The organism is Cloacibacillus evryensis DSM 19522, assembly GCF_000585335.1.
GTDB lineage: Bacteria > Synergistota > Synergistia > Synergistales > Synergistaceae > Cloacibacillus > Cloacibacillus evryensis.
In genome coordinates, this window is record NZ_KK073872.1 from 2,763,070 (window position 1) to 2,785,379 (window position 22,310).

At 60.1% G+C, this 22,310-nt stretch carries 18 protein-coding genes; 7 read left to right on the plus strand and 11 right to left on the minus strand.

From position 1 onward, the window contains the following. Positions 1 to 14: 14 nt before the first annotated feature. The 4 genes from CLOEV_RS12405 to CLOEV_RS12420 form a co-directional block, all read right to left on the minus strand. Complete coding sequence (locus tag CLOEV_RS12405; protein ID WP_034444075.1) at positions 15 to 755, minus strand: hypothetical protein; 741 nt, start codon at positions 753 to 755, stop codon at positions 15 to 17. A 92-nt stretch (positions 756 to 847) separates the two neighbouring features. Continuing rightward, positions 848 to 1,627: a hypothetical protein gene (locus CLOEV_RS12410; RefSeq protein WP_008713399.1), complete on the minus strand. Its 780-nt coding sequence runs from the start codon at positions 1,625 to 1,627 to the stop codon at positions 848 to 850. A gap of 87 nt (positions 1,628 to 1,714) precedes the next feature. Further along, positions 1,715 to 2,152, minus strand: a complete 438-nt coding sequence (locus CLOEV_RS12415; RefSeq protein ID WP_034444079.1) for a hypothetical protein — start codon at positions 2,150 to 2,152, stop codon at positions 1,715 to 1,717. After that, positions 2,152 to 4,992 (minus strand): UPF0182 family membrane protein, encoded by a 2,841-nt coding sequence (locus CLOEV_RS12420; RefSeq protein WP_034444081.1) that lies wholly within the window; start codon positions 4,990 to 4,992, stop codon positions 2,152 to 2,154. Before CLOEV_RS12420 ends, CLOEV_RS12415 begins: the two co-directional genes overlap by 1 nt. 131 nt (positions 4,993 to 5,123) lie before the next feature. On the opposite strand from CLOEV_RS12420, the gene CLOEV_RS12425 reads away from it, so the two are divergent. Both CLOEV_RS12425 and CLOEV_RS12430 read left to right on the plus strand, forming a co-directional pair. Further along, positions 5,124 to 5,615, plus strand: coding sequence for a prolyl-tRNA synthetase associated domain-containing protein (locus CLOEV_RS12425; protein WP_008713405.1), 492 nt, complete (start codon positions 5,124 to 5,126; stop codon positions 5,613 to 5,615). Positions 5,616 to 5,793: 178 nt separating this feature from the next. Then, positions 5,794 to 6,219: an RrF2 family transcriptional regulator gene (locus CLOEV_RS12430; RefSeq protein WP_034444083.1), complete on the plus strand. Its 426-nt coding sequence runs from the start codon at positions 5,794 to 5,796 to the stop codon at positions 6,217 to 6,219. 85 nt (positions 6,220 to 6,304) lie between these two features. On the opposite strand, the gene CLOEV_RS12435 is transcribed toward CLOEV_RS12430, so the two are convergent. Then, entirely contained in the window at positions 6,305 to 6,697 is a 393-nt protein-coding gene (locus CLOEV_RS12435; protein ID WP_008713408.1) for a ribonuclease HI family protein, read from the minus strand. Positions 6,698 to 6,775: 78 nt separating this feature from the next. Here CLOEV_RS12435 and ybaK point away from each other — a divergent pair, with 78 nt between their 5' ends. Beyond that, entirely contained in the window at positions 6,776 to 7,255 is a 480-nt protein-coding gene (ybaK, locus tag CLOEV_RS12440; RefSeq protein WP_008713410.1) for a Cys-tRNA(Pro) deacylase, read from the plus strand. After that, complete coding sequence (locus CLOEV_RS12445; RefSeq protein ID WP_051485070.1) at positions 7,255 to 8,196, plus strand: EamA family transporter; 942 nt, start codon at positions 7,255 to 7,257, stop codon at positions 8,194 to 8,196. Before ybaK ends, CLOEV_RS12445 begins: the two co-directional genes overlap by 1 nt. A 71-nt stretch (positions 8,197 to 8,267) precedes the next feature. Here CLOEV_RS12445 and aspT read toward each other — a convergent pair whose 3' ends face one another. Continuing rightward, positions 8,268 to 9,965 (minus strand): aspartate-alanine antiporter, encoded by a 1,698-nt coding sequence (gene aspT, locus CLOEV_RS12450; protein ID WP_034445898.1) that lies wholly within the window; start codon positions 9,963 to 9,965, stop codon positions 8,268 to 8,270. A 402-nt stretch (positions 9,966 to 10,367) separates the two neighbouring features. On the opposite strand from aspT, the gene CLOEV_RS12455 reads away from it, so the two are divergent. Continuing rightward, the gene (locus CLOEV_RS12455) at positions 10,368 to 13,400 is read left to right on the plus strand and encodes a diguanylate cyclase domain-containing protein (protein ID WP_034444085.1); all 3,033 of its coding nucleotides are present in this window, start codon (positions 10,368 to 10,370) and stop codon (positions 13,398 to 13,400) included. Here CLOEV_RS12455 and CLOEV_RS12460 read toward each other — a convergent pair. Then, positions 13,397 to 14,827 carry an FAD binding domain-containing protein gene (locus CLOEV_RS12460; protein WP_034444087.1) on the minus strand — a complete coding sequence of 477 codons (1,431 nt, stop codon included), beginning with the start codon at positions 14,825 to 14,827 and terminating at the stop codon, positions 13,397 to 13,399. The genes CLOEV_RS12455 and CLOEV_RS12460 overlap by 4 nt on opposite strands. A gap of 3 nt (positions 14,828 to 14,830) precedes the next feature. After that, positions 14,831 to 17,059 (minus strand): xanthine dehydrogenase family protein molybdopterin-binding subunit, encoded by a 2,229-nt coding sequence (locus CLOEV_RS12465; protein WP_034444089.1) that lies wholly within the window; start codon positions 17,057 to 17,059, stop codon positions 14,831 to 14,833. 247 nt (positions 17,060 to 17,306) lie between these two features. Between CLOEV_RS12465 and CLOEV_RS12470 the strand changes: the two genes are divergently transcribed. Both CLOEV_RS12470 and ssnA read left to right on the plus strand, forming a co-directional pair. Then, a complete protein-coding gene (locus tag CLOEV_RS12470) occupies positions 17,307 to 17,690 on the plus strand; it encodes a RidA family protein (protein WP_008713422.1) in 384 nt (127 codons plus the stop codon). A gap of 193 nt (positions 17,691 to 17,883) precedes the next feature. Beyond that, positions 17,884 to 19,212, plus strand: a complete 1,329-nt coding sequence (ssnA, locus tag CLOEV_RS12475; RefSeq protein WP_034444092.1) for a putative aminohydrolase SsnA — start codon at positions 17,884 to 17,886, stop codon at positions 19,210 to 19,212. A gap of 77 nt (positions 19,213 to 19,289) precedes the next feature. Here ssnA and hydA read toward each other — a convergent pair whose 3' ends face one another. From hydA to sdaAB, 3 genes are read right to left on the minus strand one after another with little or no spacing between them, the layout of a single operon-like run. Then, positions 19,290 to 20,657, minus strand: a complete 1,368-nt coding sequence (hydA, locus tag CLOEV_RS12480; RefSeq protein WP_034444094.1) for a dihydropyrimidinase — start codon at positions 20,655 to 20,657, stop codon at positions 19,290 to 19,292. A 4-nt stretch (positions 20,658 to 20,661) separates the two neighbouring features. Next, positions 20,662 to 21,537: an L-serine ammonia-lyase, iron-sulfur-dependent, subunit alpha gene (sdaAA, locus tag CLOEV_RS12485; RefSeq protein WP_008713425.1), complete on the minus strand. Its 876-nt coding sequence runs from the start codon at positions 21,535 to 21,537 to the stop codon at positions 20,662 to 20,664. Beyond that, positions 21,538 to 22,203 carry an L-serine ammonia-lyase, iron-sulfur-dependent subunit beta gene (gene sdaAB, locus CLOEV_RS12490; protein ID WP_008713426.1) on the minus strand — a complete coding sequence of 222 codons (666 nt, stop codon included), beginning with the start codon at positions 22,201 to 22,203 and terminating at the stop codon, positions 21,538 to 21,540. It lies immediately after the preceding gene. Positions 22,204 to 22,310 lie beyond the last annotated feature (107 nt).

A 22,310-nucleotide genomic window follows, 5' to 3' on the forward strand; every position in this document is an offset into this window, starting at 1 on the left:
CGTATTCCGAACGGTCAGTCTTTTTCCCATATAGTATTGGCGCTGGGGTCCACAATGCGGTAGACGGTCCCCCGCGCGCGGTCCCAGGCGTACGGGCCGGAGGCCGCGATGCCGCCAAAACCGTCGAGGAACTGCAGGCCGCGGCTCACCGCATAATCATATGTCCTCACGCCGTTATAGACCGGCACGAATGGGTACGGCCCCTCGATCTTATCGCTGGTCCAGTCGCCTCCCATGTTGGTCTCCGCGATGAGGCTGTCAAGCGTTTTCCTGAACTGGGCCGGCATATTGCCGATGAAGACCAGCTTGCCCATTGACGACTGAGCAAACTGCCTCATCAGATAGGCGGCGGCATATTTGCCGTCAGGCATCTGCGAAAGCGCGGTAACGGCGTTGAAGAGCGCGTTGACCGCCGCTATCTGCTTCGGGACATAGGAGGAGGGCGGAAAAAATCCCGTCACCCGCTGCCAGTTCGCGGGATCTCCCTCCGGGAACCATTTCTTCACGAGAGCCGTAGAGGCCGCGGCCCGCGTCTGTAAAGAGGGCGCTGAGCAGGAGAGCTCCCAGAGTTCGCGCTCGCTTCCCTCCGGCGCGAGCAGCGCGATCCGTTCAAGGAAAGCCGGTCCCTCGCTCTTTATCTTCTCCCTGCTTTCCATCTGCGCGACAAAGGCATCCCAGTCGGCGGCCAGGGCCGCTCCGCAGAATACCGCCGCAAACGCCGCCGTAAGCGTCATCAGCGCAATTATTTTTTTCATAAGAGTGCACGCTCCTTTCAAATCATTCCATCTCTTTGCGCGGCCCCGTTCCCGCGGAGCCGCGCTGGCGGCGCGCCCGATAAGGCGGCCGGCTAATATTTGACGTCGCCGCGGACGGTGACCTCCCTCTCCCATTTGCCTCCCGGCCAGCTCTTCACGTTCACGCCGTCGGGCAATATTTTCCACATCCTGACATCAGGGCCGTTTCCGGCCGTGATATCGAGCTTGAATTTCGAGCCGTAGGCAAAGGGGATGAAGACCACTCCACTGCCTACGTAGATACGCTCGTCCGGCGCGGCCGACGCCGCTCCCGCGGGGACGGCGCGCCACGGAGCGCCGCGCTTTATTGGATAGGCCAGGAATGTCTTGACCGAGGCGGTGGTGAACATCAGGACCCCGGTCTTTGAATAACCGCGCATAAAACCGGTGAGAAATTCCGCCTGGGCCTCGGCCGCGCCGGCCGCCGGCAGCGTCTTAAGGCAGAAACTGCCGAGGAAAAAGAGCGAGAAACCATTCTCCGAGCCCAGCGCGCGCGCAATCACCGAGGCCGCCTTGTCGCGGCGTCCCGAAGCGAAGTACTGCTCCGACTCGGCGCGCGCCTCCGCCCGTTTTTCCGGCGAAGAGATCAGCGCCAGCGAGGCTCCGTATATGGCGGGCATCGCCGCCGGCGTTTCGGCGATTTTTTTCTCCCCCGCCGCCGCGTCGCGCGACAGAACCGCCGCGTCCCCGGAGAGCGCGCCCCCTCCGTTCTCGAGAGCCGCCTGCTTCCGTACCAGAGAATCAAGGTCCGCGGCGCTCTGCGCCGCAAATGCCGCCCCTTGAGACACGGCAGCGAGCGCGATGACAAAGACAAAAACTTTACACAATCTCACAAAGAAACACCTCTAAGATCTGAATTACCCGACTTATATACATTTTATGTATTCTCCCGTCCAAGTCAACGGCGGGAGAAAAGAAACTCAGCGCCTGCGGGGCAGCGAACCGTCAAAGGCCAGGATCAACAGCGGCAGTCCCCCGAAGAAAAAGCTCAGCACGCCCCACAGCCAGAAATTTTTTCCCAGCCGCTGCGCGATGCTGCCCCAGAGGTAGATCCAGCAGAAGAAGAATACCGCCGAGACAAGATACCCCATATTGCCGCCGAAAAATCCGAAGCTGAAAAAATTCAGCAGCGCGGCGACGACGGCCGGGGCTCCGATCCCCGCCGTCACCCACCGCGTGATCCCGGCGCAGTCGCAGAGCAGCATCACGTTATAGACGGGGATCAGGAATTCCAGATATGAACCGATACGGAACTTATCCCCGATCCTGTACATGACATAGGCCGTGAAGAGGTAAAACCCCAGCAGCATCGCCAGCGCGGCAAGCGCCGCGAAGGCCCCGAACAACATCGTGAACATCAGTCGCCCATCTCCTTCATGCGCCCCAGCACGTCGCCGAGCCGCTTTATCTTTTCTCCGTAGCCAGCCCAGTCGCCGTTCCGCTGGGCGCTCTGCGCGGCATCATAAAGCTGCTGCGCCTCTTCCGCGAGGGCCTTGATACTCAAGCCTCCGGCGGGAGCGGGCGATTCCGGCGCGGAAGATGCCGGCTCCGTTTTAGTTCCGGTCGAGGTCGTCACCTTCTGCCCCATCAGCTTCTCCAGCGCCGCGCCGAAGCTGTCGGACCAGGCGACGCGCCCGCCCGTCGAGACGATGACGCGCTTGAGCTCCGGCAGTTCGCCCTTCTCCGCCTTGAGGTAGAGCGGCTGCACATAGAGCAGCGACTTCCCGATCGGCACGACGAGCAGGTCGCCGCGTATAACGTCCGAACCGCGCTGGCTCCAGAGAGACAACTGCGCCGATATTTCAGGATTCTGATCGATGAGCGCCTCCACCTGCCCGGGGCCGTAGATCAGCTTCTGCTTCGGGAACTGATAGACGAGCAGTTCACCGTACTTCTGGGGATCGCAGCGTCCGGCCATCCAGCCGATGAGGTTGTCGCGCCCCAGCGGCATGTAGGGGACGATGATCGCGAACTCCGGAGACTCCTCGCCCCAAAGCTTCATCGTCACATAATTGGGCTGTATGCGCCGCTCACGCCCTACGGGAGTGACCTCCCATACATCCTCACGGTTATAATAGGTATTCGTGTCGGTCATATGGTATGTGGTATAGACCTCCGTCTGCACCTCGAAGAAGTCCTCCGGATAACGCATGTGTCGCCAAAGTTCTTCGGAAATGCCGCTCTTATCCTTGAAAAGTCCGGGGAATATCTTCATCCAGGTGCGAATGATCGGGTCTTTATCGTCGACGACGTAGAACGCCATCTTTCCCGTATAGGCGTCGGCGACGCCCTTGACGCTGTTGCGCACATAGTTCACGCCGCGGAAGAGGGCGAGCGAATTATCTCCCGTCTCAAAGGGCTTCGAATAGGGATAACGCTCGGACCAGGTGAAGGCGTCCTGCAGCCACTTGATGCGTCCGTCGATGAGAACCGGATAGGTCTCCGCGTCATAGATCAGGAAAGGCGCGACCTGCGCGAAGGCTCCGCGCACGTTGCGGTTATACAGCACGCGGCTCTCCGCCGAGAGGGCGCCCGTAAACAGTATCTCCGAATCGCGGAAGCGCAGCGAGAAGAGCAGCCGCCGCCACAGCGAACCGATGGCGACCCCGCCGTCCTCTTTGTAAACGGAGCGAACGTTAGAGTCTCCCATCGGATAGTCGAACTCCTTCACGTCGGTCTTGACGAGGACATAAGAATAGGGCACCGTGCCGAAATATATCTCCGGGCGGGAGACCGGTATGTCGACCGCCGAACGGACCGGGATATCCTTCATGAAGAAATAGGGGAGCCCTCCGGAGGATATCTCGTTGACGGGGTTCATCACCACGCCGTAGCCATGCGTGAACTCCAGATGAGTGTTGACCCACGTCGGGTTCTGAAGCTTGGAGAGATCCAGCTCGCGGACCCCGAGCATCACCTGGCGGCTGCGTCCGTCCATCATGTAGCGGTCGATATAGACGTCGTTGAAATTATAGTAGGTGCGTATCGCCTGCAGCTGGCGGTAGGTGCGCAGCAGCGGCGAGTAATCCCAAAGGCGGATGTTCTGCACCGTCTCGTTGTCCGCGGCAAGCTCGGCGGCGGTCACCTCGGCCTCCGGCGTGAAGGCCACGGATGTGACGCGGTCCAGCCCAAAGGCGCGGCGCGTGTAATCAAGATGATAGCCGAGATACCCCTTTTCCATCTCGTATTCGTTCGGCTTTACGCGGTATTGCTGGACAAGCCCGGGAACGACGCCGCGCGCCGCCCAGCCGACGACTATGAGCAGTCCGATGACGATCGCGGAGAACTTCCACATCGGCTTGAAAAAATTCACGAAGAGCAGCGCCGCGGCGGCGAACATCGCGAAGGCGAGGATGGAGAGGGCCGGCAGCACCACATGCGCGTCGGTATATCCCGCGCCGAAGACGACGCCGGTCGGCGAGAAGAGCAGCTCGTAACGGGCGATCCAGTAGCCGATCCCCCAGAGAATGAGGATCAGCGCGCCAAGCAGCGTAAGGTGCAGCCGGGCCTGGGGCGCGACATAGAGCCGGCCGGGGGTGAAGCTGACGGAGCGCGTCATGAAATAGAGCGCGGCGGAGCCGATAAGCGCAAGCATCAGCACCCCCTGCATCCAGAGCTGCAAAAATTTGAGGAAGGGCAGGCTGAAGATATAAAATCCAATATCGATGCCGAAGAGCGGGTCCGTCGTGCCGAACGGCGTGGGGTTCATGAATTTGAGGAATTCATGCCACATGCCCATCGCGTTCAGCGCATTGACGGCGGCGACCAGCAGCGCCGCGCCGAGGATGAACAGCCGGACGCGGCGCCCGGCAAGCGCGTCAGCCCCGGCCTCTTCCATCAGGCGCACTCCCCTTTTCCAGGCAAGCTGCCAGTTGAGCGCGTAAATGACGAAGCCTGGCGCCAGCGCCGCGGCAAAGAGCTCCCAGCGGGCCCAGAAACGCCGCCAGAAGACGGACTCAAAGCCCTGCGCCTCGAACCAGTAGAGGTCGGTCATAAATGTCGCGAACCACGGCAGTACGACCGCGAAGAGGATGAAGAGGCCTCCGAGGACGAACCAGAATTTTTTCACCTTCGGCAGCTCGATGCGCGGCATACGCTCACGCTCGTCGTCCCACCCCTCGCCGTTGTCGCCGCTTCCCTGCGTCCACTGACGCTGCGAATGATTCTTCATCGATCGGAAAAGGTCGTTTATATCCACAAAGAGCACCCCTCATATGCAAAATGATCTATTATTATATTCTTGACCAAATATCGCTCTATGTCCAGTGAAAAATGGGAAAAACCCTTATAATGATATGATAAAGCGTGAAAAAAGAGGAGGAAGAAAATATGCCGCTTACAAAAGAAGAGGTGCGCGCGAAGCTTACGGAAATGGGCATCGAATATGAGGCCATGGAACACGGCCCCGTCTACACCATAGACGAGATGAAAGAGGTCGAGGGAATGAAGATCGAGGACGTCTGCAAAAACCTTTTCCTGCGCGATGAAAAGGGCAAGCGACACTTTCTCGTCGTGCTCGACGAAGCCAAGAGCGCCGACCTCAAGGCGATACGCGCGCAGATCGGCAGCACCCGTCTCAGCTTCGGCTCCGAAGAGCGGCTGATGGCCAACCTGGGGCTGACAAAGGGCGCCGTCACCCCGCTCGGCGTGCTCAACGACTGCGCGAAAAACGTGGAGGTGCTTATCGACGAGGACCTGCGCGGCCGCCCGCGACTCGGCGTCCATCCCTGCGACAACACGGAGACGCTCTGGCTGTCGTTTGACAGCATCAAAAAAATCATCGAGAAGCAGGGCAACAGCCTCAGCTTCATCAGGATATAGGATCGCCCGGCAGCGGCGCGCACAGGCTGATGAGAGAGGCAGGCAGAGGTTCCGCCGCCTCTTTTTTCCCGTAAGCACGGCGGCGGCGCAGCCATTTTCCCTCTTGACGCCACATATGTAATATTTATAATTACAATGTGAGCTGATTTTGCATCTTCCAATGATCGAGGCGGTTTTGATGACCGGAGAGTTCGCGATAGCGGTACACGCCATCGTTTATTTGAATCACAAGCGCTCCTACCTTTCAAGCGAGGAGCTCGCGAAGAATATCTGCACCAACCCCGCGCGCGTCCGCATGGTGATGAGCAAGCTGAAAAGGTCGGGGATCATCCTCACCCGCGAGGGCGCGGCCGGAGGCTATGCCGTGAGGGAGAACGTCTCTGACCTTTCGCTGCGCGAAGTGGCGGAGGCCGTGGGCGCGGCCTTTGTCGGCAGCGCCTGGCGTCCCGGGGATTCCGATATGGAGTGCCTCGTCGCCTCCGGGATGGCCGACGTGATGGACGGGCTTTACGCAAAGATGGACGGGCTCTGCCGCGGCTACCTGAGCGGCGTCTATGTGCGCGACGTGGAAAATACCATCTTTAATACGGAGACGAATGTGTAATCCCGCGGTCTGCGGCGTAACGCCGCCGCGGACCGCGCGGAGGCGGGTCTCAAAAGTCCCCAAGGACCGTGGAGCTGCCCTTTCTTTATTTGGCGTTGTCGATCGCCTCGTTGGAGAGTTCGTCGGCGCGTTTGTTTTTCGCGCGCGGCACCCACTCGTAACGGACCGTCATCCCCTCCGAGATCTCCCAGGCCCTCTTGGCCAGTTCGCGCAGATGAGGCAGGTTGATCTTCCATTGTTTTGAAAGCTGGCAGACGACGAGCTTGCTGTCGCCGTAGACCTTGAGCTCTTTCACGCCGCGCTCCTTCGCCGCCGTGAGCAGAAGGATGGCGGCGTTATATTCGGCCTCGTTGTTGGTCTTTTTGCCAAGGTAGCGCGCCGTCTCCCAGATCGTGTTTTCGCCTTCGTCCAGCAGCAGCGCTCCCGCGCCCGCCTCCCCGGGGTTTCCGCGCGAGGCTCCGTCAAAGTATCCTATCATTTTGGTAACTCCCTCTATCATTGATTTTGCGTTATACTTTCCTAATTATATGCTACTGTGATACGGAGGTAAATGTAAATGGCAGCGGTAAAAAAGACAAACGCGGTTCGTTTGCTGGAAAATCTAAAGATCCCCTTTGAACTTCTGGAATATGAGATCGACGAAGAGGCGCTCTCCGCCGAGGACGCCGCCGCGAAGACCGGGATAGCCGAGGAGCGCACCTTCAAGACTCTGTGCTGCCGCGGCGACAAGAACGGCGTGATGATGGTATGCGTCCCCGCCGGACGCGAGCTGGATTTTAAAGCGCTCGCGGCGGCCTCGGGAAACAAAAGCTCCGAGCTGGTACATCTCAAAGAGGTACAGGGACTGACCGGCTACATCCGCGGGGGCTGCTCGCCGCTGGCGACGAAGAAAAAATATCAGGTGATCATCGACGAATCGGCGCTCAAGTTTGATTTCATCACCGTGAACGCGGGACACAGGGGGCTGCTCTTCAAAATGTCGCCCTTGGACCTCGTCAGGGCGACGGACGCCAAGACGGCCACGGTGGTAAGGTAGTGCGGGGGGAATCGCGGCCGCAAAGCGGAGTATACCCTAAGTGGCTCATTATCTTTGCCTATCTGATCGTCTACATCATCTGGGGATCGACATACCTCGCGATACGCTTTTCGGTCGAGACCATCCCGCCGCTGCTGTCGGGCGGCATTCGCTTTCTCGCGGCGGGGGCGATACTGCTCTGCGTGAGGCTCCTTCAGACACGCGACCTGCCGACGGCGCGCGGCTGGAAGCTCGCCTTCGGCGCCTCGCTGCTGCCATTCGCCGTGACCTACGGGCTGATCACCACCGCGGAGATCGTAGTCCCATCTTCTATAGCGGGGCTCATCGCGGCGATCGAGCCGTTGTGGTTCTGCCTCATCGGCTGGCTCTTTTTCGACGGCAGAAAGCCGCTGCTGCGCCACTATGCCGGCATCGCGCTGGGCTTTGCGGGCATTTGCCTGTTGATCGCCGGAGACCCGAACGTGGAGCTTTCATTTGAATCAAAGTACACGCTATGGGTCCTGCTGTTGCTGCTTTCGACGCTCACCTGGGTGGTGGGCGCCTTTATATCGGCCAATCCCAGGATACACAAAGACTTCCTGACGGCCTCGGGGATGCAGATGCTCTGCGGCGGCACGGTGATGATGGTCTCGCAGTACGCGCTCTCCCTCTTCACGGGGAATTATCCGCAATTCCACGCCTTTTCCATGCGTTCCGCCCTCGCCCTCGGCTATCTGGTGATCTTCGGCTCGCTCGCCGCCTATTCGGCGTTTCTTTGGCTGATGCGCGTGGAACCGGCAAACCGCGTCGCCACGCACGCTTTCGTCAATCCCATCGTCGCGGTGCTGCTCGGCTGGCTGCTCGGCGGCGAGGCGCTCCATAAAAGCACCATGCTGGCGCTGCCTCTCGTCGTCGTTTCCGTGATCCTGATGATCTGGGAAAAACCGGGGAAAAATCCCTGAGAAAACCTAAAAAGCGGCCCCTCCAAACAGAGAGGGGCGCTTTCGTATATCGTACCGTAACCGGATATCCGTCAGGCCATCAGCAGCACGATCACCACGCCCCAGACGGCGAAGATCACGTTGTTCAGCGCATACGGGATGGTATAGCCGAGCACCGGCGTCGAACTGCCGCAGGCCTCCTGCAGCGCGCCGAGCGCAGCCGTGCAGAGGCGCGCGCCGGTACAGGCCCCGAGAAGGATGACCGGATTCATCTTGAAGAACCATTTGCCGGCGAGGATGCAGGAGACTATGGGAACGACGGTGACGACGATGCCGCCCCACATTATCCCCCAGCCGTTTTGTCTGAGGCCGCTCACGAAATCCGGGCCGCAGCTCAGGCCGACGACGGCGATGAAACCGCAGAGGCCGAGGCTTTGAAATATCCAGGCCGTGGCGGCGGGCATATTCCCGAAGACCGGGCGCGCCGAGCGAAACCAGCTTATCAGCAGGCCGGCAAGCAAGGCTCCGCCGCCCGTGGTGAGGCTCAGCGGTATGCGGCCGGCCTTGAAGGTGACGACTCCGACGAGGGCGCCAGCCGCGATCCCGAGCGCGACCGTCACCATGTCCGTCGCCGTGCTCGTGCGCTCAGGATAGCCGATGGTCGGTATCGCAAGCTCTACCGCCTTCATGACGCCGCCGATCGTGATCACGTCGCCGCGGTGGATGACGGTGCTGTTGAATACGGGGATCTCCTGCACGCCGCGCGTTATCTTTCTTACGATCACGCCGTGCATCTGCGGCTCGACCGCCAGCTCTTCGATGGTCCGGCCGAACCATTCTCTTTTGGTGACGACGACGTTCACGCGCTCCATCACTATAGAGGAGAATTCGTCGTCGGCAACCTCCGGCCCGGGCATCGCCGCCGTGTCGGCGAGTATCTTGCGCAGGCTGCGCACCGCGACGATATCGTCCTTTTCAAGCACGGCGCCGCCGGTGACGGCGACCTTATCCCCCTTGCGCCGCAGCGCCGTTATCAGAAAGCTCTTATCGCCGCCCTCCGCCGCCTCGGCGTCGCCGACGCTCCTGCCGATATAGCGCGGGTTTTCCACACGATAGCTGCGCGTAAGGTAATCCGTATATTCGATAAAGGTATCCGGCGGCATCTTCGTCTCCCCAAGCTTGCTTTCAAGCGCGCGCGCCTCCGCGCGGATGTCCTTGACGCCGAGCAGTATCGGACCGAGATAGGCGGTTATCCATATCGCGCCGATGGTGCCGAAGAGATAGGAGATCGCGTATGCGATCGGGACGTCGTTGACGTACCGCGCCGTAACTTCCGCGCCGAGACCGAGCTTGGCGATCGTGTCGGCGGCGACTCCGATCATCAGCGACTCTGTCGCCGACCCCGCGAGCAGCCCCGCGCCGAAGCCCGGATTGAGCCCCATCAGCTTCGCCATCACATAGGCCGAGGCGAGGCAGAGCGCCGCCATCAGCAGCGCAAAAGCGAGAAGCGGCACAGCGCTGGAGCGGAGGCTGTGAAAAAAGGCCGGGCCGCTGCTGTAGCCGATGGTGAATATGAAGAGCAGGAAGAAAATATTTTTGACATTGGGCGATATCTCCACCCCCAGCAGCGCGCCCACTATCACCGCGACGATGAGGGTCGCCGCCACCGCGCCCAGCGCCACGCCCTTGTATTTAAAGCTCCCTAGCCAGTAACCCGCTCCGATACAGAAGAAAAACGGTATCGAAGGGTTCTCGCGGCAAACCGCGGCAAACCAGCTTATTATCTCCATCAGAAAGATTTCCCCTTTCATAATACAGTCGGTTCCGTTATTACATTATGATTATATTGGCGGGGGATTTTCTTTCACTGCCAAGATATGGAACGCCGGTTAGGCATAAATGCCAGTTCCGCGTTGCGGACCGGGAGACACGGATGTCTATGGAGGCCAAACGTCTTGTATATTTGTGATTTATATATTTTATTGTCTTTTGATATTGAATGGCGTACAATGAGCGCATAGTAACCGTACGATTTTTCACCAGTCATACATAGCATATATATTATTGCCTCGCCGGAGGAGTGAATAAATATATTTTCATTTCTGAGTATAGGCCGCAAATCGGCTCTTTATCTGATCGCCGTCTTTTTCTGCCTTACGCTTGCCGCCATTTTTTTCTGGTACCAGCACGTGATGGAAAAAGCCATCGCGAGAGCGGCGACCCTTAACCTAGTCGACTACGCGGAATACTCCTCCGCGGAAATAAACCAGCGCATCTCAAATATGTTTTCTTCCCTCAACGGCGCGGCGGACATGATCGCGCGGGAAGAGAATATCCAGAACCCGCAGATCATGATGATGCTGCGAAGAAACGCGGAACATATGCCCTATGACCGTATCGCGGTCGCCCTGCCGAGCGGCCGCTCGCTTTCAAGCGACTTTCATTATAACAATGTCAAAGACCGCGAATACTTCCGCAAAGCTCTTAGCGGCATTCCAAATATCTCCGATGTTTTGATCTCAAACCACACCGGCGGCGACGTGATAGCCTTTGCCGTGCCGGTAAAAGGCTATCACGGTGTGCGCGGCGTCCTCTACGCGAGCTTCGACCGCGAAAACTTTTCCGCGATATTCTTCTCGCCGCTCTTTGGCGGGAAGGGGTATTCATACGTCGTCGACCAAAATGGGGTCATCCTCCTGGCGCCGACGGGACGCGAAGAGGCTGTCTTCCGCGACACCTCCAGCATCTTCAAAGAGACGGACCGGATCGGCACTAAATACGAGACGCTGCGCCGTTCAATGGAAAAGGACATGGAGGCGCACAAAAGCAACGTCTCCCGCTACGACGCCGGCGGAGAGACGCTTTATATCAACTACGCCCCGCTCGGCGTGAACGGCTGGTATCTGATCTCAGTCATCCCCGGCTCCGCGCTGCTTGACCGTTTTGGAGACTTTGCAGATATAACATTTTTATTCGTGGTCGTGATCTTCACGCTCTTATCGATAGTCTGGGCCGCCACCTATTTCATTCTGCGCAGCCAGATACGAGAGACGGACGAGACGCGGGAGTCGCTGGAGGCGCTCACCGCCAACATACCGGGCGGCGTCTCCTGCTGCCTGGACGACAGTGACGTTACGATGACGGAGATAAGCGACGGTTATCTCGATCTGCTTGAATGTGCGCGCGAAGATTTTCACCGTCATTACCACGACAGCTTCCTGGAAACGGTCCACCCCGATGACCGCGAACGGGTCCGGCTCGAGATGGCCGAACAGTCGCAGTCCGCAAAAAGGCTCTCGCTTGAATACCGCGTCATCACGGCCAAGGGCGGCGTAAAATGGGTGCTGGACAGAGGCCGCAGCGTCAAAGGACGCGACGGCGGCTGCCGTTATTACTGCGTCGTCATCGACAACACGGAAGCCAAGGCGAACGCCGACGAGCTCGCGCTCTCCGAGGAGCGTTACCGCGTCGTCACGGAGAACGCCGACGAATGCCTCTTCGACTGGAATGTCGACGACGATTCCGTCTACTTCTCCCCCGCCTACAAAAAACGTTTCGGCGGGCTCCGCATACATGAGGCGATACATCGTGAGGACGCCGGCGCCTACGAGGACTTCATCGACGACGTCCTCACGGGGCAGGAGGGACTGCACGAGACAGAACTCCGCATAACCGACCGCGGCGGCGATTATATCTGGTGCCGGGTACAGGGTACGCCCATCGTCAATTCCAGCGGCTGCGTGGCGCGCGTCGTCGGGCTGATAAAGGACGTCAACGAACAGGTCCGGGAGCGCGAGGCCCTTATGATACAGGCCCAGACGGACAGCCTGACGGGGTTATACGACAAGGGGACGACCCATTCCATGATCTCCGACTTTCTCTCCGCCTCCCCGCCGGACAAGATGCACGCCGTTTTCGTCTGCGACATCGATAATTTCAAAATGATAAACGACACATTCGGCCACCTTTACGGCGATACCGTCCTCGGAGACATGGCCGACAATCTGCGCTCGATATTCCGCAGCTCGGACGTCGTGGGACGCATCGGCGGCGACGAATTTATGATACTGATGAAGAATGTCCCCTCGCTCGCGCTGATCCACAGCAAAGCGCTGGAGATACGCGCCGCCTTTACGCTGAAATATGAGAAGTTCTCATCCTCCGGCAGCATTGGGATCGCGATATTCCCGCAGGATGGCACAGACTTCGACGCGCTCTATCAGGGGGCGGACATGGCCCTCTATAACGCCAAGCAGAACGGAAAGGATTGCTACATGCTCTGCCGGGACGCCGAGAACCGCGGCGGCGCGCTCGAGAAGGCGAAGCTATGCAATGTGAGGACGCTGCCGGACCAGCCGCAGGGACAGAAATCATACAGCGAGAACATCGCTGAATATGTATTCAAGATACTTTACACGGTGAATAATTTCGACGAGGCCGTAAACCTCGCGCTCTCCGTAGCCTGCCGCTATCTCAATATGAGCCGCGGCTACATATTCGAATACGATGTGAGCCGCACGAAGCTGGGCTGTACCTTCGAATATTGCCAGAGCGGCGTCGAACCGGTGATAGGACGCTATCCGATGCGCCCGGCAGAGGATAACGCGCTATTGCTCAGCCACTTTCAGGAGTCCGACGTCTACTTCCTCAGCTCGCTCGACAATCTGGAGGACGCCGCATATCGCGAACACCTACGGGAAGAGGGCGTCATCAACATGCTGCAATGCGCCTTCAAAGAGGGCGGCGTCCTGTGCGGGGCGCTGGGGTTTGACGACTGCCGGCATGAGGGACGCAAAATGACGACGGCGGAAATAGAGACGCTGAGCCTGCTGGCCGGCATCATCGGCGGCTATATACAGAAAGAACGCTCGCGGAATACGCTTGCCGTCAATTTCAGAATACAGGAGGTCGTCCTCAACAGCCTGCGGCAATGGGTATTCGTCGTAAACCAGAGCTGGGAGCTCATCTACTTCAACGATGAATTGAAGCGCTGTTTTCCCGGCGCCGGGTTCGGCAAAAACTGCTTCGCCGCGCTGCATGGAAGAGAGATCGCCTGCGAAGACTGCCCTCTGGAAGAGATGCGGAAGACGGGCGGCAGTACCAGCACCATGAAACGCCGGTTCACGGCTGGATTTTCAGCCACCGTCAGCGCCTCGGTGATCAGGAACGGCGGCGGGGAGGATATTTACACCTTCTGCGCCTCCGACATACAAAAAACGGCTTAGCCCTTTAAACGTCTGGGGCCGCTTCTCTCCTCCCCGGGGATATCGTCCGGCAGCCGCACCCTCCGAGCCTCCGCCGCCTGGACCTCCAGCAGAAAGCTGCGCAGCAGGTTAGCGGCCATTTTTTTCCTCCAGGCCGCGCTCTTTCGCGGCGTAAGCTCCTCCGATATCGCCGCGCAGCCCTTTTCTATGAGCTCTTCGCCAAGCATTCCGCCCTCGAGGGCGGCCTCCGTCTTCGGCAGGCGTATCGGTACCGGGCTCATGCTGCCCGCGCCGGCGCGGAAGGATTTTATCAGATCCCCTTCGGCCTCCAGGCAGAAGCCGAGAGAGATGCGCGAAAGGGTCAGCGCCTTGCGCGATCCGCGCTTAAAAAACCTCTGATAGGTCCCCGGCGACGGCACGGAGACGACGACCTCCGTGATAAGTTCGTCCGGGCGGCGCTCCGTCCGGCGGTAACCGGCGATAAAGCGCGCGAGCGGCAGCTCCCGCGCTCCGCGCACGCTTTCCAAAACGACGCGCGCCTCCAGCGGCAGAAGGATCGTCGGCAGGTCCGCGGCCCCGGAGGCGGTGGCGATGTTTCCGGCGACGGTGGCGCGGTTCTGCACCGCGGGCGCCCCGCTCCTGTGCGAAGCCTCCCACAGCGCGGGGAGGTACTTTTTTATGATAGAGCTGCGGACGACATCGCCATTCGTCGCGCAGGCGCCGATATGTATATCTCCGCCCGCTTTGTATATGCCCCTTATCTCCTTGAGGCGGCTGACGTCCAACAGCCTCGGGGCGCTGAATTTGCCGTTCTTGATATCGGGAACGATGTCTGTCGTCCCCGCGAGGATCACCGCTTCGGGATTCTCCGCGAGAAGCGCGAGAGCCTCTTTCAGCGTCTCGGGAAGCAGACAGTCCTCATCCCCGCCGCGGGTCGGCTGCGGCAGCTGCCCGGAGCAGAGGTTTTCACGCTTCCGGAACGTTTCGCAGTACCCCTCGGCGACCGCGCGGCGCACCGCGTTATAGATGCGCTCGTAGCCCGTGCAGCGGCAGATGTTGCCGGAGAGGGCCTCTTTTATCTCATCCTCCGAAGGGTCGGGATTCTCTTCGAGCAGCGCCCTCGCGGCAAGGATCATCCCCGGCGTGCAGAAGCCGCACTGGACCCCGCCCTCGATAACGAAGGCCCTCTGCAGGATATCCATATCCTCCGAACCTCCGAGCCCCTCTATCGTCAATATCTCACTGCCTGAAGCCTGAACGGCGGGAACGAGGCAGGCGTTCGTGAGCCGGCCGTTCATGATGACGGAACAGGCTCCGCACTCTCCCTCGCCGCAGCCCTCCTTTGTCCCGCCAAGCCCGAGCTCCTCGCGCAGCACCGCGATCAGGAGCTTCATCGGAGGCACTTCGGCGTGGCGCAGTTTTCCGTTTACTGTGAGCTCTATCCTCATCTTCTATTCACCACCGTTATCTCTCTTTTCTATCGCCTCGAAGATCCTCTCTCCTGTCATCGGGACGCGGTGCGAGAATATCTGCGCGGCGTGGTCTATCGCGGCGGCGAAGGCTGCCGCTCCCGCGTCGCACGGCAGCTCGCCGAGCCCCTTAGCGCCGTAGCATCCGGCGGGACAGGGATCTTCAAGCAGGGCCACCTTCCACTCCGGCGTATCGAGCGTCGTAGGCACCAGATAGGCGTTCATATGCGCCGCCGTATAGCGCCCCTTCGCGTCCACGCCAAGGTCTTCGATGTGCGCCCAGCCGAAAGCCTGAAGCACGCCGCCTGTCAGCTGAGCTTTCGCCTGCATCGGATTTATCGCGCGCCCTACCTCCGCCGCGACCGCCGCGGAGAGCGGTGTCGCCTCGTAGGTATCCATGTCAAGCTCTATTTCCACGGCGTTCGCTATCCAGGCGTAGCCGTGATAGGCGTCGCCGGAGAACTTTTCCTCGTCCCAGCTCTGCCCGTCGTTAAAAATGTTATAGCCGAGCGCTTCGGCACGCCCATTTTTTGCCAGATACTCCCTGGCCGCGGCGATCAGCGCCGTGCCGGAGAGCGGCGCGCCGCCGTCCTCTATCGACATTTTAAGGTTCCCGCAGGCGTCCTGCACAGCCTTGCCCGCGTACATCGTGGTGCGGGAGGCGACGGTCGGGCCGGTATTCGGCGTGCATCGGGTATCCGGCTCCACATAGATGACGTCGTCAATCTCGACCCCCAGCGCCTCGGCGGCCACCATCGGCAGCACCGTCGAGGCCCCCTGCCCCATCTCCGTGCTGCTCGTGTATATACGGAATTTATCTCCGTCAAAAGTCATCTTCGCCGTCGTTCCCATATTCGCCTCGCCGGAGCCGGTAAAACCGCCTCCGTGGAGGCCGAGGGAGATGCCGATGCCCCGGCGGAAACGCCCCTCGCGCCGCTGCGAGAGTATCTCGCGCCGCCGCCTGTAGTCGGAAAGCTCCGCCGCCTTTAAGAGCACGGCCTCCGCGTTATTGCCCTCGCGCAGCACCTGCCCGTAGGGAAAGCGGTCGCCGGTCTTTATCGTGTTGACGAGGCGGATATCGAGCGGGTCCATCCCCAGCCGCTCGGCGGCGAGGTCCATCGTGCGTTCGATCGCGAAGATCGCCTGCGGCGCGCCGAAGCCGCGGAAAGCTCCGTTGGGCGGGGTGTTCGTCGCCCAGGCGGCGCTTCTGACGCGGACATTAGGCACATAGTAGCAGCCAGCGGCGTGCAGGTGCGTGCGCTGAAGGACGACGCGCGAGAGCGTGGTGTAGGCCCCCGCGTCAAGCTTTATCTCCGCGTCGAGCGCCGTTATCTTACCGTCCTTTGTGAACCCCATACGGTAACGGCTTTTGGAGGGATGCCGCTTCGGTGAGACGAGCAGGTCCTCCGAACGGTCGTAAACGATCTTCACCTTTTTCCCGGACTTCCAGGCGAGCAGCGCCGCGTAGACGCCGAGTATCGATGGATAATCCTCTTTGCCGCCGAAAGCGCCGCCGGTCGCGCTCTGGCGGACCGTGACCCTCTCATGCGGCAGCCCGAGAGCCGCCGCGACGGCGTTCACCACATAGAAGGGACACTGGAGCGAACCGAGAAGCTCGACGCCCTCCGCGGAACGCCAGGCCGCCATGCCCTGCGTCTCAAGATACATCTGTTCCTGCAGCCCCGTCTCCCATTCACCCTCGACCACCGCGTCGGCCTCTTCAAAGCCTTTTCGCAGGTCGCCGCGCTCGGTGTAATAACGGTCTACACAATTGTCCTCGCCCCAGATCAGCTCTTTACGGGCCTCCGACTCCTCTATCGTAAAGACCGGCGGCAGCGGATCTATCTCGACCTTGACGGCGTCCATCGCCCGTTTGAGGCTCTCGCGGTCTGGCGCGGCGACGAGCGCCACCGCCTGCGTCGCGTAATTGACCTCAGGCGCGGCAAGCGCCGGATAGTCCTTGCGCACTATCGCGACATAATTCTCGCCGGGAATATCCTCCGCCGTGACCAGCACCGCCCCCGTCCCCTCAAAGGCGGGAAGTGTTTTTATTCCCTTCAGCACACCGCGCGGCACCTCCGAGCGGATAACGCCGCCTATCCAGCAGCCGGGAATATCTATGTCCTCAAGAAACTTGACCTCTCCCGCGACCTTGACGGGACCGTCAAAGCGCGGCAGCGATTTTCCAATGATCCTGAACTCTTCGCTCACAGGCGCACCTCCCAACTGGAATTTCCCTGTTGATATTCTCCCTTAAATGTCAATATTATACTCTTTGGTAATAATTGCAAACAGGTATTGTGCCCGATTACATATCCCTTTGGCGGCGATTATCATATAATAAACGTAGGGAAAATGCCGCATAGCCAAAGGTGCAAATTCCCGCGATATGAGGTAAAATATAGCTGATCAGAAAATTTTTTAGGTAATCAAACAAAATTGAAGGGAGAAATATAAAATGTCAAAAGAAATCATCAGCACCCCCAACGCTCCAGCGGCGATCGGCCCCTATTCGCAGGCGGTAAAGGCCGGCGGGTTCCTCTACCTTTCGGGACAGATACCCCTTGACCCGCAGACGATGGCCGTCGTTCCCGGCTGCGTCGCCTGCCAGACCGAACAGGCGCTCAAGAATATGAGCGCCGTGCTCGAGAGCCAGGGACTGACGACCGACGACGTCGTCAAGACGACCGTTTTCATCAAGGACATGAACGATTTCGCGAAGGTCAACGAGGTTTACGCTAAGTACTTCGCGAAGAACGCTCCCGCGCGCTCATGCGTCGAAGTGGCGCGTCTGCCGAAAGACGTTCTGGTGGAGGTAGAGGCCGTCGCCGTCTGTAAGTAACCCCGGCATACATACGCCGTAAGCGTCATTAAGCCGCCCCGTCCAATCCCCGGCGCACGACAGACAGCGCGCCTCCGGCTGCACAGGGCGGCTTTATTCAGCCTCCGGCAATCTGTTTCAAGTTTGGTCGTATAAAAAACTTCAAAGGCAAATTCACAAAACAAAAATCTATATCACATAGGAGGACATTGCTATGCTGTTAGTCGGCAACGGAGCTTTGATAACCCGCGACCCGGAGAATCCCTTCATAAAAGACGGCTGCGTCGCGATCAACGGGACATCGATAAATTCGGTCGGCGCCACGGCAGAGATGCGCGCGAAATACCCGGCGGCAAAGTTCATAGACGCCAAGGGCGGCCTCATCATGCCGGGATTCATCAACAGCCACATGCACTTCTACAGCACCTTCTCACGCGGCATGAACGTTCCCGGAGAACCGGCGCAGGACTTCTCCGGCGTGCTGGAAAAACTCTGGTGGCGGCTCGACAAGGCGCTCACGCTGCGCGACTGCTATTACAGCGCCATAACGGCGCTCGTCGACGCGGTGAAGTGCGGCTGCACCACCGTTATCGACCATCACGCGAGCCCTCACGCGGTGAGCGGCAGCCTCTGCGAGGTGGCGAAAGCGGCGCGTGAGGCGGGCATACGCACCTCCACCTGTTACGAGGTCTCCGACCGCGACGGGCAGAAGATCGCCTATGAGGGCATCAAGGAAAACATCGCCTTCCTGGACTGGGCGGAACGCGAGAACGACCCGATGATTTCAGGCAAATTCGGCCTGCACGCCTCCTTTACTCTATCCGACCAGACACTTGAAAAGTGCCGCGAGGCGATGAACGGACGGAGGGACGGCTTCCACGTCCATGTCGCAGAGGGACCGTCGGACGAGGCCGACTGCGCCGCCAAATACGGCAAACGCATCGTGGAGAGGTTTAATGATTTCGGACTCACGGGGCCTAGTTCCATCTTCGTCCACTGCATCCATATCGACGACGGGGAGCGCGCCCTGCTCAAAGAGACCGGCACCGCCGTCGCGCATAACCCCGAATCGAACATGGGCAACGCCGTCGGCGCGGCGAAGATAACGGAGCTCATGGCCGGCGGAATAACGCTGGGGCTGGGCACCGACGGCTACGTCTGCGACATGCTGCAATCCTATAAGATGGGCAACGCCCTCTGCAAACACGCCTCCCGGCATCCCAACTCCGGCTGGGGCGAGCTGCCGGCGATGCTCTTCGGGAACAACGCGGAGATCGCGGAGCGGGCTTTCCCCGTAAAGCTCGGCAAACTCAAGGACGGCTATGCCGCCGACGTGATCGTGCTCGACTACAGCGCCCCGACGGAGCTCTCCGATAAAAACATCAACGGTCATCTGCTCTTTGGGGCCTCGGCGCGCAGCGTCGTCACCACGATCGCGAACGGCAAGATCCTCATGAAGGATCGCAAACTGACCGAGCTCGACGCCGAAGAGATATACGCCAAAGCACGCGAGCGCGCGAAAGAGGTCTGGAAGAGACTGTAAGCTCCGGGGTTACGTGATATCAAAAGAGGCGCGCCCGCGCGGGCAACGCCTCTTTTTTATATCGGTCGTATAAACTCTCATCCGCGCGCGGGAGCTCTTTTTACGAATTTTCCCCGCGGGACGCTCTCGGCCAGCGCGCCATCCCTTATCAGATGCCTCCCGCGCAGCCAGACGTCGGTCACGCAGCCGGTGACGGTGATGCCCTCGTAAGGCGTATAGTCGACCTGCTGGTGCAGCGTATCGACGGAAAGCCGCTTGCTCTTCGCGGGGTCGATAAGTATCAGGTCCGCGTCGGCCCCCTCTTCTATCCGTCCTTTGCCGTCCAGTCCGAGGATCGCGGCGGGATTCGTCGCGGTGACGGCGACGAACCGCTCCAGCGAGAGGCGGTTTTTCATCACGCCCTCGGAGAAAAGCAGCTCCATGCGCGTCTCGATCCCCGGTATCCCTCCTGGGCTCAGGAAAACATTTTCCGCGCCCAGACGCGTTTTGTCGGCGCGGCTGAAGGAACAGTGGTCGGTGCCGACCGTGTCGATGTCGCCCTGCGCGAGGGCGCGCCAGAGGCGGTTGCAGTCGCCCCGGCTGCGCAGCGGCGGGGCCATCACGTAATCAAGGCCGTTCTCTTTTTCGTAGCATTTATCGGTCAGCGTCAGGTACTGCGGACAGCTCTCAACATATACCTTCTGACCCGCGCGGCGCGCGAGGATCACCTCGTCAAGCGCGGCCTTCGTCGAAAGATGGACTATATAGGCCGGCACCTCGGCGGCCCGCGAGAGCGCGAGTACGCGCTTCACCGCCTCCGCCTCGCAATAATCGGGGCGGCTCTTTGGCCAGCAGAGACATGAGACCGGCAGCTCCCTCTGAAATCCCGCCGCGAGGCCGTTCGTTATCGCGTCGTTCTCGCAATGGTAGAAGAGCAGTCCGCCGGCCTCCTTCATCCTCAGCATCAGCGGAAATATCTCCTCGTCCGTGAGCCTCCCGGCGTAGGTGGTATAGACTTTTCCGGTCGGGAAGCCCTCGGAGACAAGCCCCGGCAGCTCCCGCGCGATATTCCCGTTATAGCGCCGGAATACGAGATGCACGCCGAAATCCGTATAGGAGCGGCCTTCGCCTTCGGCGACGGTCAGTTCGACGGCCCTGGCAAGAGGGTCTTCCTCCGCGGTAAAACCAGGGTGCTCGACAACGGAGGTCGTGCCTCCGAAAAGCGCCGCGCGCGTCGCCGCCGCGAACCCGTCGGAGACACTGTTCTCACCGGCCCGCAGCATCACATGCGTATGCGGGTCGACGCCGCCCGGCAGCAGATAACGGCCCGCGGCGTCGATCACCTCGGCGCCGCCGCAGTACAACGAGCCGCCGACGGCGGCGATCTTTTCATCCTCTATGAGCAGGTCTCCGCGAAATGAACGCTCCGCCGTTCCGATTATCCCATTTTTTATCAATACAGACATAAAATCAGCCTCCGATCCTGTCCGTTCTGTCCCTCATCAGCTCGGCGGCCGCCTGCGTCACCGCAAGCCCTCCCTGAGAGGTCTCGCGCAGAGCGGGCGCCATCATCCGGCCTATCTGTCCCATCGAGTCGATAACTTCGTCAAGCGGGATCACCGACTCGATCCCCGCGAGCGCCATATCGGCGCAGAGCGTGCCGTTAGCCACAAGAATGCCGTTGCGCTTGATGCAGGGGCATTCGACGAGGCCGCCGACGGGGTCGCAGGCCAGACCGAGCACCGATTTAAATGTCATCGCGGCGGCGTGCGCGCACATCGCGGGCGTACCGCCCTGCAAAAAGGCGAGCGCCGCCGCGCCCATCGCCGCCGCCGCGCCGCACTCGGCCTGGCAGCCGCCGTCCGCTCCCGCGAGCGTCGCGCGAAAGGCCGTCACTTCGCCGACCGCGCCCGCCGTTATCAGCGCGTCGATCAGCATCGCCTCGGTGTCCTTGCCTTCGCCGCGAAAAAATTCCCAGGCGAAAAGCATCCCCGGGATTATTCCGCAGCTGCCCGCGGTCGGGGCCGCGACGATGCGCCCCATCGTCGCGTTATAGGAGGCGACCTCCATCGCCGTCGCGGAGGCGGCGAGAATAAAATCTCCCGCCATCGGTTCCTGATAGGCGCGCAGTTTTGGCCCCATCGGCGGCTCTATGCGGCAGGGCACCGTATTGGCGCAGGCTTCGCGGACGCTGCGGCGCATGTCGGCAAGGCGCTCCGCCATCCTGCCCCTTATCTCTTCCGCGGGGACGCCGGTCTCCGCGGCGTCAAGGAGAAGGACCGCCTCCGGGAAGCTGATCTTTTTCTCGTCGGCAAGCTTTATGATCTTTTCAACGGCTTTGAGCATTTAGTCTTCCCCCTCTATCCCTATCACGCGGACTATCCCCGGATGCAGATTCTTTATCACATCGGTATCGACGTGCTCCTCTGCCGAGTCAAGCTCGATGACCATAGTCGCGAGCCCGCCGCGCGTATCGCGGTGGAGCTTCATCGTCGCGATATTCACGTTATGCGCCGACAGGTACGAGGTGACCGCGCTCACGACGCCCTGCACGTCGCGGTTCATTATTATGACGGCGGGCAAAGTGCAGGAGATGTCCACCTGAAAACCGTCGAGCTTGTGAAGGAGGACGGCGCCGCCTCCGATGGAGTAACCGACGGCCTCCATCGTGCGTCCCTCCCCGTCGCCGACGACTACGCGTACCGAGTTTGGATGCGCCCCCGCCACCTCTTCCGTGTAAAAATGGAAATCCATCCCCGCGGCGCGCGCCAGCGCAAGCGCGTTTCTGATCTCGGGATCATCCTGCGTCATTCCCATAAGGCCGGCGATCAGCGCCTTGTCCGTACCATGTCCCGCGCCTGTGCTCGCAAAGCTTCCGCGCATATATAGGTCGGCCCTCTTTACCTCGCCGCCCCAGCACATGCGGACGATACGCCCTATGTGGGCCGCGCCGGCTGTATGGCTAGAAGAGGGGCCGGTCATGACCGGGCCGATTATCTCCCAAACGGGCATCTCATCACCTCAGTTTTTTCATCTTGTTGCTCGGATTATCTTATATTATGGAGAGCCAATTGACAAACGGAATACTTGCGGCGCTTTTTTCTATGCGTCTGTTCATT

Bases quoted from the DNA above. Each gene is read 5' to 3' on its own strand.
- ssnA (WP_034444092.1), top strand. From the start codon at position 17,884: ATGCTGTTAGTCGGCAACGGAGCTTTGATAACCCGCGACCCGGAGAAT.
- ybaK (WP_008713410.1), top strand. From the start codon at position 6,776: ATGGCAGCGGTAAAAAAGACAAACGCGGTTCGTTTGCTGGAAAATCTA.
- CLOEV_RS12470 (WP_008713422.1), top strand. From the start codon at position 17,307: ATGTCAAAAGAAATCATCAGCACCCCCAACGCTCCAGCGGCGATCGGC.
- CLOEV_RS12425 (WP_008713405.1), top strand. From the start codon at position 5,124: ATGCCGCTTACAAAAGAAGAGGTGCGCGCGAAGCTTACGGAAATGGGC.
- CLOEV_RS12405 (WP_034444075.1), bottom strand. From the start codon at position 755: ATGAAAAAAATAATTGCGCTGATGACGCTTACGGCGGCGTTTGCGGCG.
- aspT (WP_034445898.1), bottom strand. From the start codon at position 9,965: ATGGAGATAATAAGCTGGTTTGCCGCGGTTTGCCGCGAGAACCCTTCG.
- CLOEV_RS12430 (WP_034444083.1), top strand. From the start codon at position 5,794: ATGACCGGAGAGTTCGCGATAGCGGTACACGCCATCGTTTATTTGAAT.
- sdaAA (WP_008713425.1), bottom strand. From the start codon at position 21,537: ATGCTCAAAGCCGTTGAAAAGATCATAAAGCTTGCCGACGAGAAAAAG.
- CLOEV_RS12435 (WP_008713408.1), bottom strand. From the start codon at position 6,697: ATGATAGGATACTTTGACGGAGCCTCGCGCGGAAACCCCGGGGAGGCG.
- sdaAB (WP_008713426.1), bottom strand. From the start codon at position 22,203: ATGCCCGTTTGGGAGATAATCGGCCCGGTCATGACCGGCCCCTCTTCT.
- CLOEV_RS12415 (WP_034444079.1), bottom strand. From the start codon at position 2,152: ATGTTCACGATGTTGTTCGGGGCCTTCGCGGCGCTTGCCGCGCTGGCG.
- CLOEV_RS12455 (WP_034444085.1), top strand. From the start codon at position 10,368: ATGGAAAAAGCCATCGCGAGAGCGGCGACCCTTAACCTAGTCGACTAC.
- hydA (WP_034444094.1), bottom strand. From the start codon at position 20,657: ATGTCTGTATTGATAAAAAATGGGATAATCGGAACGGCGGAGCGTTCA.
- CLOEV_RS12460 (WP_034444087.1), bottom strand. From the start codon at position 14,827: ATGAGGATAGAGCTCACAGTAAACGGAAAACTGCGCCACGCCGAAGTG.